Source organism: Sulfidibacter corallicola (assembly GCF_017498545.1).
GTDB lineage: Bacteria > Acidobacteriota > Holophagae > Acanthopleuribacterales > Acanthopleuribacteraceae > Sulfidibacter > Sulfidibacter corallicola.
On the sequence record NZ_CP071793.1, the window covers coordinates 11,142,525 to 11,157,523 of the forward strand.

A 14,999-nucleotide genomic window follows, 5' to 3' on the forward strand; every position below is an offset into this window, starting at 1 on the left:
CCACGTTTCTCACGAGGTTTCGTCGCGAAGCAAGTGAGCTATTCCGTCGAGAGTCGAACCCCGGATGCATCCCGAGATCTCGGCATCGGTCGCGACCGACCGGGCCGCGATCCTCGGGGTCGCACCTCATTGGGACTCGGCCACCTCGAGCACCGCAAGGACATCGTCGAGCGAAGAACCGGCAAATGCGAGCCAGAACGCGTTGGGATCCGGTTTCCCCGCAAGGGTTTCGTAAGCATGGATCAGCTCGCGCCGAGCTTCGACGTAACAGGCCTGGTGCATCAGAAACACCCCCAACTTGGTGCGCACGATGGCGATTTCCAAGTGATCCGGTGGCAGCACTTTCGCGTAGGAGGCCAGGGCTTCGCGGGCATGTCGCTCCGCCAGCCCGTACTTGCCCTGGCGGTAGTACAGCGAGCCGAGGTTCGACAGGCCGGTGCCGATCCAATCGGGTCGGGGCCGTTCGGCTCCGCGATACACGACCAGGGTCTCCTTGTACATGGCCTCGGCGGTGGCGTAATCACCGCGGTTGAGCGCCACATTGGCCAGGCCGTTGAGCGTCACCGCGACGCGCGAGTGATGGGGGCCCAGTAGCCGCTTGCGGATGGCCAGCGCCTTCCCCAGATGTAGCGTGGCCTCGTCATATTTTTTAAGGTGTTCCAGGACCCCGCCGAGCAGTGCCCGGTTGGAAGCGGTGACCAGATGCTGGTCGCCGTGGTAGTGAAGGTTGATTTCGAGGGCTTGCCGATAGAGCCGTTCGGCCTTGTCGAAATGCCCCTGCATGCGATGGTTCCAAGCTTGGTTGATCAGGGTATCGGCGTAATTGGGGTGCTTCGTGGTGAACAACGACTCGTTGAGTGCCAGCAGCCGTTCGTTGATGGCTTCGGACAGGGCGTACTCCCCGTTGAGCGCCCGAGCGTTGGCCAATCGTTCGAGTGCCAGCGCATACACCGGCCTCTCCCCCTTGCGCGCCAAAACGGCCACCGCGCCTTCCAACAACCCAATCGCCTCTTCGAACTTGCGCGCGTCGGCGAGCACGAACCCCAGTGCGGACATGCCCTCGGCCACGCGCGGGTGATCCTTGGAAAAATGACGACGCAAAACCTCCAGAGCCTGACGGGTCAGGTCTTCGGCCTCGCCCGGTTTGTCCTGGGCCTGCCGCAACAGTCCCAGACTGGTCAAGCTGGAGGCGGTATCGGGATGATCCACACCCAATCGGGCCTTGCGCATCGCAAGCGTGCGCGCGATCAGTTGTTCGGCCTGTTCGAGCTTTCCCAGGGACCGGTAGATCTCGCCCAGAGTCTGGTAGAGCGACGATTGAATCTCGGGATCGGCATCGAAGGCATCGGCCTTGGCCACGCTCCGATCCATCAGTTCGGCGACGGTCAGGCTGCGCTCCGGTCCGGCGCCTTCGCCATCCTCGAAAAGATCCAGCATGAAGCGGTGGATGCGTGCGGATTTGTGCGCCTCTGCCAATGCGGCATCGCGGGCGAGACGAAGCCGCCAGGTGTAGAAAGCGGTCAAGCCGGCCAGGACAATCGCGACCAGCGCGACGGCCACCACGTCGCGGGTGTGCCGCTTCAAAAATTTCCCGAGCCGGTAGGACGTCGAATCGGGCCGCGCCATCAGCGGCTCGTGCTGGAAAAACCGATCCAAATCCTGGAGCAACACCTCGACCGAGGCGTAACGGCGCTTCAGGTCCCGATGCATCGCCGTCAGGCAGATCGCGTCCAGGTCCTGCCAATCCTGGTTCCCAGGCACCAGGACCGGCTTCAATCCACCTTCCTCGCCTCGCAGCGCCCGAATCGAAGGCTTTTCGGGTTCGGCCGTCAGCAGGCAGGCCTCGGCCTGGCCGGGCGAGAGCCGGGACAGATCGAACGGCATCCGACCCGTCAACAATTCGTAGAGAATGACGCCCAGCGAGTAGACATCGGTGGCCACGCCGATCTGCTCTCCGCGAATCTGTTCGGGCGACGCGTAGGCCGGTGTCATCAAGCGCAGTTCGGCCTCGGTTTGGGTCACGTCGGTGGTGGGATCGCGCAACTCCTTGGCGATCCCGAAATCGAGCAGCTTGATCCGCGCGGTTCCCGAGGCCTCCTCACGCGTCACCATGATGTTGGAGGGCTTCAGGTCGCGATGGATCACCGCGTGGCGATGGGCTTCCAGCACGCCGCGGCACACTTGGCGGAACAGGTCGAGACGCTCGTACAGATCGGCCCCGGTCGCGCGGCAGTGATCGACGAGGGTCGTGCCCTCGACCAATTCCATCACGAAATACGGCGTGCCGTCCTCCAGGGTGTTGGCTTCGTAGAGCCGCGCGATCGCGGGATGATTCAGACGGGTCAGGATTTGTTGCTCCCGCTGAAACCGCTCTTGGCGAGCCGGCGAGAGAAAGGGGTCCCGCAGGACCTTGATGGCCACGCGGGCATCGGGATCGCGGCGCACCGCCCGATAGACGACGCCCATGCCGCCCCGACCCAATATCGATTCGGTGCGATAGGGCCCGAATTGTGCGATGCGCGGCGCCGTGCCCTCGAGTACCGAACCGGCGGCTGCGGCAAGGCCGCGATCCATGACCGACGCCTCGCCGGCATCGACCGCCAACATGCCGCGCAAATTGGCGAGTACCAGGGGGGCCTCCTCGGTCAGACGCTCCAGAAACGCGGCACGCTCGTCTTCCGGAAGCGATAGGGCTTCGTGGAACAGCGATTGAATCCGCGCCCAGGCCGCCGCATCCAGCGTGCCCTTCTCGTTCATGGCCCCTGTCCCAGTTGAAAGGTCAGCCAGGCCCGCGCGGCACGCCATTGGCGGTCCACCGTGGAGCGCGACGTCCCCAGCATGTCGGCGGTCTCGGCAATGGTAAACCCGCCGAAGAAATGAAACTCGACCACCTTGCCTTGCTGGGGATCCAAACTGTTCAGGCGAACGAGCGCCTGGTCCAGCGCCAGCAGGTCGTCGGCGCCGGCGAAAGAGCGATCCCATCCGCCGCTCTCCCGATCGCTGAAACTCAGAATCGGCTGGTCGCCACCCCGCTTCTGGGCCGAGCGGTGACGGGCCGCATCCACCAAGATCTGGCGCATCGCGCGCGCAGCCATGCGCTTGAAGTGCAGCACCGACTCAGGCGATTTCTCCAACGTACCGGCCAAGCGGGCATAGACCTCGTTCACCAGGGCCGTGGGGTTGAGGGTCTGGCCGGCGTCCCCCTTTTTGACGTTGGCGGCCAGGCGCCGAAGGTGCTCGTAGGTCATGCTGAAAAGGTGATCGAGATCTGGAGTGGCTTCGCCGGTCATGTGCTGTTCCCGATATTGCGGACCTGATCCTAACGGTGATGTAGGGCGTCATGAGGGGATTGAGCGCATCATAGCACGAAGCGACCACCCCGCATCAGCGAGGCGAAAGCGACTGCAAATGCAATATTTCCACAAGATCGGATGCTGAAAAAAGTCCGAGACGTCGATCGGTCGCGGTATCGGCCCGACCGGCGCCGTGAAGAAATGGGATTTTCTTGACGTGACAGAACCCGCTTTTCCGCAGAGGAGGGTAAGCGCAAAGGATTCGGCTGCGCTCGCAGGCGGCGTCCGGACGCGGTCTCACACGCCCGACGCCGCCCATTCCCATCTTCGAAGAGCCCGGGAGGCTATGTTCATGACACGCGTATTCACTAGAAATCTGATCTTCATTATATGTGTATGGGTCGGCTTCGGCTCGTTCGGCCTGCTCGCCCAGGTGGATTTGGCCATTTCGGTTTCACCCAGCCCGGCACGGGTCGGGGAAATGCTGGACTTGGAGTTCACCGTGGTGAACGGCGGTGCGTTCGACCGTCAGGATCTCACGCTCGTGTTCGATCATCCGCAGGGGCTCGAATCCATCTCGGAAAGCTTGATCGACGGCGACTGCCCCAGCACCACTTGCGAACCAGGTGAGCAAATGTCGTTTCAAATCAGCTCTTTGCCGGCGGGTGAGGGCATCACCTTCTCTGTGCCGATGCGTGCGGCGGACAGTGCCGACGGCACCCAGATCACCTTGGAAGCCGAAGTCCTGGACGACGAAACCGTTCAGGCGACCGCCACGGCGACCCTGAACGTGGCTGACCGATTCCTCGAATTGGCCCTGACCGAAAACCGGGACCCGGTGGCTCCGGGCGGGACCATCGACTACACCCTGACCTACGGCCTCGTGGACACGAGCCTCGGGGCCGCCGGGGTCGTCCTGGATTTCGAGATTCCGGAGGGCACCCAGGTGCTCTCGGCGGACGGCGGGCAACAGACGGTGGGTCACGTGACCTGGCAGTTGGGGAACCTTAACCCGGGCCAGAGCGGCGAACGCCTGGTGAGGCTTCAAATCGACGAGGGCCAGGGACTGGGCACGATCCTGACCGCGCGGGCCTCGCTGGAGGACGGCGGCGGCGGTGCCGTCACGTACACCGCGGATACCCGCGTTGCGGCCGCGACACCACTGCAGGTGGTCGTAACCGCGAGCCCCGATCCCGTGCGTCCGGGCGAAACCCTGGATTTGGAACTGACCGCCACCAACACCGGCGATACCGCCGTGAGCGGGGTCTCCCTGGTGTTGGAGATTCCGTCCCACTTCGCCTCCCTGGCGGAGTCCCTGTTCGACGGCGATTGCCACAGCACGACCTGCGAGACCCGCGAGCGGGCGATCTTCGCCATCGGTGAATTGGCCGCGGGTGAAGGGGTCCAGTTCTCGATTCCGGCCCGAGTGGACTCGGACACGGACGATGGCTCCGTGACGCTGTTCGAGGTCGAGCTCCACGCCAACAACGGGGTTCAAATGGAGACCGGTGCGGCGATTCGCGTCCAAAACGACAGGGTGCTCGAACTGGCGCTCGTCGAGGATCGCGACCCCGTCCAGCCTGGCGAAGTGTTCACCTATTCCCTGACCTACGGAATCCTGGAAACCAGCGCCGGTTCCCCGGACACGGTCCTCACGCTGTACCCGCCGCCGGAGGTCTCGGTGTTGTCGACCCCCGAGGGTGCGACCCTGGACGGAAACAGGGTCAGCTTCGATTTGGGTAACCTGAACCTGGGCAGCAGCGGCCAATTGGATGTCCTCGTGCAGGTCGATCAGGGCACGCCGGCGGGGCAAAGCCTGATGGCGGTCGCCGAATTGGTCAACGGGGACGGCGATCACAACGAGGTCCGCATCGAGACGGCCTCGCGGGTGCGAGAGCGTTTCCCGCTGGCGCTGGGCATCGTGGCCAGTCCCGACCCGATTCGTCGCGGCGAAACCATGGATCTGGAAATCACCGTGACCAACAACGACGACCGCGAGCGAACCGGGATCACCGTCACCCTGGAAGTGCCGGACCACATCGCCTCGCTATCGGAATCTCTGTTCGACGGCGATTGCCACAGCACGACCTGCGAAACCCGCGAGCGCGCCACCTTTTCGGTCGGAACCCTGCCCGCAGGAAAAGGCTTCACCTACTCGGTGCCCATGCGAATCGTGGACACCGCCCTGAACGGCACCGTCACGACCTTCGAAGCCGAACTCGTCGACAGCACGGGCGTCCAACGGGAAAGCGCCACCTCGCTCCGGGTGGACCAACGACGCACGCTCGAAATGGCCCTGGTCGCCGATCGCGATCCGGCAGCCCCCGGCGATCGGATCACTTACACGGTGACCTACGGCCTGCTCTCCAGCGGAAATGGCGTCGCCGGCAACACGCTGACGCTCGCGATCCCCGAGGGTACCCAGTTCGTTTCCGCATCGCACGGCGGCCGATTCAACGAGGGCCGCGTGACCTGGACCCCGGGCACCATGAACCCGGGCGACTCGGCCGAGGTTCGAGCGACCGTCGAAGTGAACGACGAGGTGACCCTCGGCTCGCAACTCTGGGCCCAAGCCGAGCTCAGTGGTCCCAATTCCGTGCCGCCACAACTCCGTCACGAAACCCTCACGCGCGTGGAACCGGTGCTGCCCTTGGAACTACGCTTGACCGCCAGCCCGGATCCCCTGGCACCCAACGAATACGCCGACGTCCTACTGACCGTCACCAATACCGGCGCCTTCGATCGTAGCGGCCTCGTCGCCAGCCTGACCTGGCCCGACCACCTGGCATCGCTCTCCGAAAATCACTTCGCGGGCGACTGTGCCAGCACCAGTTGCGAGACTCGGGAACGGGCCCTGTTCGACATCGGCACCCTACCCGCCGGCGAAGGCGTCGTGTTCTCGCTGCCGCCCCAAATCGCCGACGGCACCCTGGATGGCACGGTTCTGACCCTGGATGCGGAAGTGGGCGACACCAGCGGCGACCTGCGCCGAACCGGCGCCAACGTGGCGGTCAAGAGTGATCGAGCCCTGGACATCGGTCTGGTGAGCATGGGTGATCCGGTGCAGGCCGGCACCATGCTGACCTATCAACTCCGATTCGGCAGCTTCCAAAACGCGGATCCGTTGGCCGGTGGCTCGATCGAATTCGATCTTCCGGATGGCACCGAACTGGTGGAAGCGGTGAACGGCGCCATGGGTTGTAACCAAGTGACTTGGCAGAGTTGCGACCTGGATCCAGGCGATACAAGTGCCCATCTGGTGACCGTGGCGGTGGCGCCGGACCTGCCGCTCGGCACCTTGTTGGAAGCCAGCGTCAGTGTCGGCGAAGCCACCGACCCCTTTTCCCAGGTCCGTGCGCGTGCCGTGACCCGCGTGGGCGAGGTGGCGCCGCTCCAGTTGACCCTCGACGCGGTTCCGGATCGCGTGGATCCGGGCGACCTCCTGAGCCTGTCCTTCTCGGTCACCAACACCACCGCCTTCAACCGCAGCGGGGTCTTGGCTTGGATCGAATACCCTCCGCAGCTCGCGTCGATTGCCGAGAGCCAGACCGGCGGCGACTGCATCTCGACCACCTGTGAGGTTCCCGAACGGGTTTTCTACGACTTGGACGTACTGCAGGGCGGTGAAACGCAACAGTTCGACTTCGACCCGACCGTGCTGGAGACGGTCACACCGGGCACCATCCTGCACATCAACCTCTTCGTGGAGGACAGCACCGGGTTCAAGGCCGCGTCCAACCACCTGGTACAAATCGGTGGCGACGCCATCGCCTGCGATCCGCCGGACGACTCGGGCATCGATATGGACGACTTCCGCGGCGCCCTGTCGGATTGGCTGCGAACGGGGGCACCCAACTTCGTGTTCGCGGACCATGACGGCAGCGGCAACGTGGATGTCTTGGACTACACCGCCTTGGCCGACGAGCTGCCTCCGATTTGTCCCTGAATCGATAGACTGTCCTTCCTCCAGGGCTCGGGGCGGATCTTCGCCGGGCACGGCACGCGCGTGTGCGCCGTCGCTCGGGGGGACCCGCCCCTTTCTCGTCAGGAGATCCATCCCGCCGGGCCTCGACCGATCCCGTGGGAACCTAAAAAAGAACGTTCTCAACAAAAGCCAACAATGGTGTGGACGGTCGCAGATACTAGGACGAGCGGCTTTGGAAACGGGACAACGTCTCGGTTGGGCGCGCCTATCCGGTGCGGATGGGGCGCGACCGAGCCAAGGTCACCAGTTACGACGAGGAAACCAACAGCCTGTTCATCGCCAAACCGGAAGGCAGCGAGATCGTGATCGAAGTCTACGACTCGGACGGCTGAGGCAGTGACGACTTCATGGTCAGCATCGCCTTCACGCGCTACGCGGGAGAAAGCCGTGACGAGCATCGGGCGCTGACATCGAACGGCGACGCCCGGATCTCTTTCACGGTGGATTGCGTCCAGTAACCCGCCACATTCGACATCAACGTTCCCAGAGGCCCACCGCGTTCACCACCGGTGGGCCTTTCTGGTTTTGTTCACTGCCGAAAGCAGGTGGTCCATCGACGCCAGCGACGCTCGAAAGGCCGGAGCTCGCGCCATATCACCGTGGATCCACGACGACAAGGGAAGTCCGGGACCGGAGCGACAGACGGTAAGTGCGTTTCGACTGCACCTCAACCCGTTGCGATGACTGGACTTCTCATCATTGGAATCCGACGGTTGGGTTTTTTCCTATATAATGGGAGCTGTCCTGTCCCGGAGGGTTCCATCAGCTCATGACTCGAATCCGTTTGCCTCATGCCCCTTTCGATATCCTCGGTCCTTTTTTGCACACAGTTATTCGCTCGGCAAACCGTGATCCGCGTCACATTTTCTCCTTTTACTTCTCGAAAATGGAACTCCCTTTCACCTCGTCACCCTTTCTCCACTTTTTCTCCAATTTTGGCGGAGATATTGGGTTCAGGAGTCGGCGTTCCGCATCCAGCCACTCAGGCGGCGCCACTCGAGGTGAACTATGGCCGAGTCGATCAAATACTCGAATGCCCGAATGAAGGTCCTCGATGACCTGGGCTTGAAGGTAGAACCACACTGGCGTGAACGGAAAGGCGAACAAGCCGGCTCTGACGATACGGAGACCACCCTGAAAGGCACTGCACCCCAAAGCCCATCGGGCCAAGAACCGGAACCCAGACGACCTCGCCGCACAGACGAAGACCCCGAAGGGTATCGCGGTAAGATGGTCGGCCCCTATCGACTCGAACGCGAACTGGGTCGAGGCGGCATGGGTACCGTCTATTTGGCGATTCGCGACGACGAAGGCTTCAAAATGAAGGTGGCGGTCAAACTAATCCGCCAGGAACGCGGTTCGGAAAAAATCATTCAACGCTTCCTCCACGAGCGACGCATCCTCGCCGATCTGCAGCACGCCAACATCGCGACCCTGATCGACGGTGGCACCACCGAAGAGGGCCTGCCCTACCTGGTCATGGAGTACGTGGAAGGCGAACCGATCGACAGTTATTGCCGCAATCAGCGACTCACCATTCGCAAACGTCTGGAATTGTTCATCAAAGTATGCCGCGCGGTGGAATTCACCCACCGCAACGGCGTAATCCACCGCGACCTGAAACCCAGCAACATCATGGTCACGGACGATGGCGAACCGATCCTCCTGGACTTCGGCATCGCCAAGATCTTGGATACGCCCCACGAAGAGCGCCTCACCCAGCCCGGCGACTTCATCATGACGCCCGAATACGCCAGCCCGGAACAGGTCATGGGCCAAACACCCGACGAGAAAACCGATCTGTACGCGCTGGGTGTGTTGCTTTACGAGTTACTGACCGACGCGCCCCCTTATTCTTTCGAAAATCGCTCGATCGGCGAGATCCAAAGCAAAATCTGCTATACCGATCCGGTCAAACCGAGTGTGAGAATTCGCGAGCTGGAAAAGAAAGGCACGATCCGCTTCGATTCCACCACCTGGAGCGAGGACACGAAACAGCGGGAACGCCTGCTCGCCGGCGATTTGGACTCCATCGTCCTGAAGGCGCTGCGCAAGGAACCCGAACACCGCTACCAATCACTGAACGTCCTGTCCGACGACCTGCAACGCTACCTGGCCGGCTTCCCCGTCAAGGCTCGTGGCACCGCCTGGAGCTACCGCGCCGGTAAATTCGCCCGGCGCCATCGCTGGTGGATCACCGCCGCCTCGGTGTTCGCCGTGTTGCTCGTGGGCTTCTATACCTACGTCAACTACCGAGAATGGGAACTCGCCGCCACGAAGCAGGCGGAACAACAACAGCGCGAGGAGGCGGAGCAGGCCAAAGCGGAAGCGCGACTGCTGGCGGCCAAGGCCGAGCGAGAACGCCAACAGGCCCGCGAGGCCTCGGCTGAAAAGGCACGTGCCGAGCAGGAAAAAGAGCTCGCCGAGCAAGAACACGAAGAAGAACGCAAGGCGCTGAAAGAGGAACGGGATCGAGCGCGGTTGGCATGGGCGGAAGCACAAAAGGCCCGCGCCGAGGCGGAAGCCGAACAGGCCGCGGCCGAAGAGGCTCGCCAAGCCGAAGCGGAACTGCGTCGCAAGGCCGCCGAGGAACGCGAACGGGCCAAGCAAGCGATGGAAGAGGCGATGGCCGCCCGCAAGGAAGCGGAACGCCAGAAGCTGCTGGCGGAACAGGAACTGGGTTCTTCTCGCCAAATGGTCAAGATCATGGATTCGCTGTTCCAGGAAGCGGGTACGTCACCGGTCTCGGTGAACCGGATTCTCGCCAAAAGTTCGGCCATCGGCAGCGCGGAAACCACCGAGGTTCAGCAGATCCAGGCGCGCCTGATGAACCTGACCGGTGTGGTCTATCTCTCTCGCGGTCGTTATGACGCGGCCGACCCCCTGCTGTTCAAGAGCTTGGAATTGCGTCAAAGCGTGGAAGCGCCGAACGACGAGGAAACGGCCACCAGCCTCTCCAACATGGGCTACCTGCGCTACCTCCAGGGACGCTTCCAGGAATCGGAAATGTACTACGGCCAAGCGCTGAGCATGCGGCGCCAGCTTTTCGGCGACAACCACATCAAAATCGCGGGCATTCTCAGCAAGATGGCGATGCTCTCCCGCCGCCAAGGTCAGTACAAGACGGCTTGGAACCTGTTCAAGCAGTCGCTGACCATGCAGCGCGGCATCCTGGGCGACAAAGACCCCTCGGTCGCGGAGACCTTGGCCAACATGGCGGCCCTCCACTTCGAAGTGGGTCACAACGACAAAGCTGTCGAAATGCAGCAGATGAGTGTTCAGGTGCTGACATCGGCCTACGGCATCGAAAGTGCCGAGGTCGCCGGCGCCCTCTCGAAAATTCAAGTGTACTGCTGCCAGAACGCCGCGGATGTCGCCTCCGAGCGAATCATGCCCCGGGACATCCGCAACCAATTGCTGGCCGGTGAAGACGAGGCGATCCTGAACCGAATCAACAATTACGCGGCCGCTCTCGGCGATCCGAACGGCGTCCCGTTACCGGCGGAACTGACGACCCAGCCCCCGCCGGGCGGCGGCGCACCGCCCCCGCCAGGTCCGGACGGTGGCGCCCCACCGCCCCCTCAGCCCAACAACCAGGCCCAGGGCGGAAACGGCGGTAACGGTGGCGGCGGTGGCAACCAGGCCTCCAACAACAACCGGGACCAGGGATCGCGTGGCGGCGATCGCGGGCCACGAGACGGCAAGGGCCAACCCGGAAAGGGCAACAAGTCCGGCGATGCCTCGAAGAACATGGACCGCCAGAAGAACTTCAATCCCATGGGCAACACCCCCCAAAAGAACGGTGGGCAGCTCGGTGGTGGCCAGTTGGGTGGCGGCGCTCCGAAGGGCGGCGGTCCCCGCGGCGGTGGCGGCGGCGGTGGTGGGCGCAAGCATTGAGCCCACCAAAGGCACGAATACACACGAAAGTACCTTGAACCACCCCGGAACCATTTCTCCGACTTCCCGGTTTAACCTACCGAGAAACAAGAAATTGAATCTCCAAGGCCTTCCCATGAGCGATCGCCTCACTGGGCAGGCCATGGTGGGCATTGCCTTTTCGTGTCCTTTCGTGTTTTTCGTGGACAGAAAAGGCCCTACCCACCTGAATCGAAGTCAAGGTTCGGGGACGAATTCGATCCCCGTCACGTTGCCGATCGCCGGTTCCTGGGCACCGTTGAAGACGAATACCACGCCCGTCAGATCCGCCCCATCGGCAGACTGGGCCACCAAGTAGACGTCCTGATCGCTGCTGGTCAGCAGATCGTTGGCCGAGCGCGCGAAGGGAAGTTTGGTGGCCAGACCCTGCAACGTCGTGGTGTCGCGCAACAGGAGGTTCCCGGCCTGATCGTAGAAGTAGAGGATCACGTTGGTCGAGACGTCGTTGAGGTTCACGACCACCGGGGCGGAGATGAACCCGTTGCTGACGGGCAGGAACCCGAACAGGATCTCTTCGCCCTTCAGCGAGGTCTCGTTTTCCAGGTCCACGGCCACCCCCTGACTGGGGGATTTGCCGACCGCGGTATTGAAGGTCACCCAAAGACCGTTCACCTTGCTGCTGGACGCCGTCAGTTCCACCGAGTAGCCCGGCCCGGTTCCCAATTGGCCGAACAGGGCGCCGGCTTCCTTCTTCAGGAAACCCTTGGCGGGAATGGTCTCCTGCACCGTTTGCGTCTCTCCGTTTTCTCGACGCGCCGTGAGACTGACGGTCACCGCCTGGTCACCGATGTTGGATGCGACGACCACGCTCTCGAACAGGCCGACGTTGTTGGAGACCCAGGGATAGAGCAGGTTGCGGCTGCCGCTGTCCGCGCCGGCCAGATCCACGGCTCTGGCATTGCCGATCGCCGACTCGCGTGCATCGTTGAAGACGAAGTTGACACCCGTCAACGGCTGGTCCGGCGAAGAGGCGATCATGTAGGCGTCGCGCACCGTGGTGATCACGTCGCTGGCGACCCGAGCCACAGGCGAGAAGGGCGCCGCCCCGGCGACCACCTCCATGCCGATCTGGGTCCCGGCTTCGTCGTAGAAGGTCAAGGTGATGTCGGTCGCCGCCGAACCGACGTTGACGACAACCGGTGCGGAAATGAAGCCATCCGTCGAGGGAAGGAAACCGAACACGAGCTCGCGTCCTATCGTTTCGTCTTCGGCCTGGCCGTCGGGGGGAATCGAAACCGCCACGCCCTGAGACGGACTCTGGCCCGAACCGCTGGTGCTCTGCAGGTTGTTGGTCACCCATCGCCCGCGCACGTCCTCGCTGGGAGAGCGCAACAGCACCGTATACCCCGGACCCGGACCGAGCTCGGGAAACAGTTGGGCCGCCGACTCACGCAAGAACCCGCGTCCGGGAATGGTCCGCGTCACGGTTTGCGTGGTTCCGTCCGAACGCAAGGCCTTCAAGCTGACCTCGACCGCTTCGTCGGCCGGGTTATTGGCGATCAGGACACTTTCGAACAGATCGTTGTTGGATATCCAAGAGTACAACAATCGGAATGCGTCGTCCCCACCGTCACCGCCATCGCCGCCGTCCCCACCGTCACCGCCGTCACCGCCATCGGTGCCGACCGCCTCGAAGTCGGCACACCAATCGTTCACCGTGGCAAACTGGCCGGTGGTCACATTGACCGTGTTGGGATAGGTTTCCGCGACTTGGTTGAACAGCTCCACAAAGGTCAGGCGCTCCAACTCGTTGATATCGGTATCGAAGTCGAAAGGAAAACGGAAGGAAGCGGCCTTGAGGGTGTAACTTCCGAAGGCGAGGCCACCGATTTGGAACTGCCCGCCGAATCCGACCGTGGCCGAGACCAACCGTTCGCCTTGGAATGCCGCGACAAAGGTATTTTGGACGGGGCAGTCACAGGCGGCGCTCTGAATCGACCCGGCGATGCCGCCACCCCCGCGGACCTCGATATTCAGATTGGAGACCGAACCGGCGGCGCTCAGCGGGACGCGGGTAGCCCCACTGGCCGTGGCGCTGTTGGGGTGATACGAGGTGGACAGGTTCTGACATCCGGCCAGGCTGGTGTTGAGCACGATTTCAGAGACGGCGTCGTAGGACTGCTCCTCCGTGATTTCGGGATTGACGGCAATGAGGTAGGACCCTGCCGGCAACCCGGCCACCGAATACGATCCGGTCAGGACATTGTAATTGCCGCGATAGATTTCACCCGTTTGGTCTTCCACGGCCGTGACCAGGACCAGGGTGCCGCCGATCGGCTGTCCGCCGGAGACCAGCGCGCCGCTCAAGGTCCCCCCGGGCGCGAGGGTGAAATCCACGTTGGACACCGTCTGGCCGCCGTTGAGGTTGATGACCTGAGCCGCGCCCGCCGAATCGGCCCCGGGGAAGTACTGACGCGAAAAGGCGCCGAGTCCGAAGACGAGCAGGCTGTCGGAAGGCGTGACCCGCACGACGTAACTGCCGTCCGGGATGCCGCTGAACTCGAAGGCCGTGCTGCCCCCCGGGGTCGGCGTGAACGACATCGACTCGAACTCGCCGAAACCTTCACCACCGAGCAACTGCACTTCCCCGGTCAGGCCGAAGGTACTGGACTGATCGGTGATCGTCCCGCGAATGACGTTGCCCGTCTGCGGCGTGATGGTGGCCGTGGTCGTCCCGCCGGCCGTGATCGTGTAGGTTCGATCGGTGACCGAACTCAGATAGGTGGTGCCGAAAGTCACGGCCAGCCGGTAGGTTCCGGGCGGCAGCAGGACGTTGGTCGTGCCCGACTCGCTGGCCGAACTGTCGAAAAAGTTGTCGTCTTGATCGACCATCGAAAGGAAGGGACTGGTCCCGGCCAGGCTGCCGTTGATCTGCACTTGGAGTGTGCCGAGGTTGGCCACATCGAGGCCGAAATCCAGTCCGGTGCGCGCCTGCCCTTCGGAAAGCGATACCAGCGTGGCATTCTGCGGCGTCAGCGAGTCGCGGTAGTAGGCTTTGGGACTCTGGTCGTCCAAGTCGTTGGGGTCGTATGCCAGTCCGATCAGGTAACAGCCGGCTTCCAGATTGGCGACCCGATAGGTGCCGTCCGACCCGAATGAGGAACCGTCGCCATCGTTGGAAGAAAACAGGTTGAAGATGCGCAGACGGGTCACGGGATCGACCACCACCAGGCCCGCATTGGCAAAAGAGCCACCTGCCAGCGAGACCCGACCGCTGAGACTCGCGCCGCGCCGCGCCGTGACATTGAATTGCGTCGTTCCCGAAACCGCGATCACGGCGGCCGTCGCCAGATCGCGATCACCGGTATTGCCGACGTACCGGCTCAGCACTTCCTCACCGGCATAGAACAGGTAGTAGTTACCGTCTGGCACGTTCTCGATTTCGTAGTTGCCGCTTTCGTTCGAGAAAGCGAATCCCGCGGTGCACAGGAACTGGGTTTCATAAAGCACCAGAGAGACGTTGGCGAGCGGTTGACCGTCGCTATCCGCGACTCTTCCAGTCACGGTAGCAGCCCAAAGCGGGGCGAACCCACAGAGAAACAGGACCATCCATTTGGTCACGGCATCACTCCTCATCGCCGGCGAAGCGTCGGCATGCTGGATTTTGGAAATGGAGGAAAGAGCCCAATTATAACAGGGCGCCCTCTTTTTTAGATGCACCGATTTTTTCGACACCCAAGAAAGAACAAAAACATCCGACCCTGCGCAGGTAGGGCGCGAGCAGCGTTCGCATCATAGATGACTACAGGCAGGGCGGCTTGCCCCACCCTTTCTTCCCCTCGCCC

5 protein-coding genes are annotated in these 14,999 nt (G+C 62.6%); 2 read left to right on the top strand and 3 right to left on the bottom strand.

Annotated elements, in window-relative coordinates:
* Window positions 1-126: 126 nt before the first annotated feature.
* A complete protein-coding gene (locus tag J3U87_RS33010) occupies window positions 127-2,757 on the bottom strand; it encodes a serine/threonine-protein kinase (protein ID WP_237380138.1) in 2,631 nt (876 codons plus the stop codon).
* Entirely contained in the window at window positions 2,754-3,290 is a 537-nt protein-coding gene (locus tag J3U87_RS33015; RefSeq protein ID WP_237380140.1) for an ECF-type sigma factor, read from the bottom strand. Before J3U87_RS33015 ends, J3U87_RS33010 begins: the two co-directional genes overlap by 4 nt.
* A gap of 355 nt (window positions 3,291-3,645) precedes the next feature.
* On the opposite strand from J3U87_RS33015, the gene J3U87_RS33020 reads away from it, so the two are divergent.
* Window positions 3,646-7,239 (top strand): COG1361 family protein, encoded by a 3,594-nt coding sequence (locus tag J3U87_RS33020; protein WP_237380142.1) that lies wholly within the window; start codon window positions 3,646-3,648, stop codon window positions 7,237-7,239.
* Between the two features lie 1,080 nt (window positions 7,240-8,319).
* Entirely contained in the window at window positions 8,320-11,175 is a 2,856-nt protein-coding gene (locus tag J3U87_RS33025) for a serine/threonine-protein kinase (RefSeq protein WP_237380143.1), read from the top strand.
* A 216-nt stretch (window positions 11,176-11,391) separates the two neighbouring features.
* On the opposite strand, the gene J3U87_RS33030 is transcribed toward J3U87_RS33025, so the two are convergent.
* Window positions 11,392-14,775: a carboxypeptidase-like regulatory domain-containing protein gene (locus J3U87_RS33030; RefSeq protein WP_237380145.1), complete on the bottom strand. Its 3,384-nt coding sequence runs from the start codon at window positions 14,773-14,775 to the stop codon at window positions 11,392-11,394.
* Between the last annotated feature and the right edge of the window lie 224 nt (window positions 14,776-14,999).

What these genes read in the sequence shown, in the direction of transcription:
- J3U87_RS33025 (WP_237380143.1), top strand. Translation starts at nt 8,320, where the DNA reads ATGAAGGTCCTCGATGACCTGGGCTTGAAGGTAGAACCACACTGGCGT.
- J3U87_RS33015 (WP_237380140.1), bottom strand. Translation starts at nt 3,290, where the DNA reads ATGACCGGCGAAGCCACTCCAGATCTCGATCACCTTTTCAGCATGACC.
- J3U87_RS33010 (WP_237380138.1), bottom strand. Translation starts at nt 2,757, where the DNA reads ATGAACGAGAAGGGCACGCTGGATGCGGCGGCCTGGGCGCGGATTCAA.
- J3U87_RS33020 (WP_237380142.1), top strand. Translation starts at nt 3,646, where the DNA reads ATGACACGCGTATTCACTAGAAATCTGATCTTCATTATATGTGTATGG.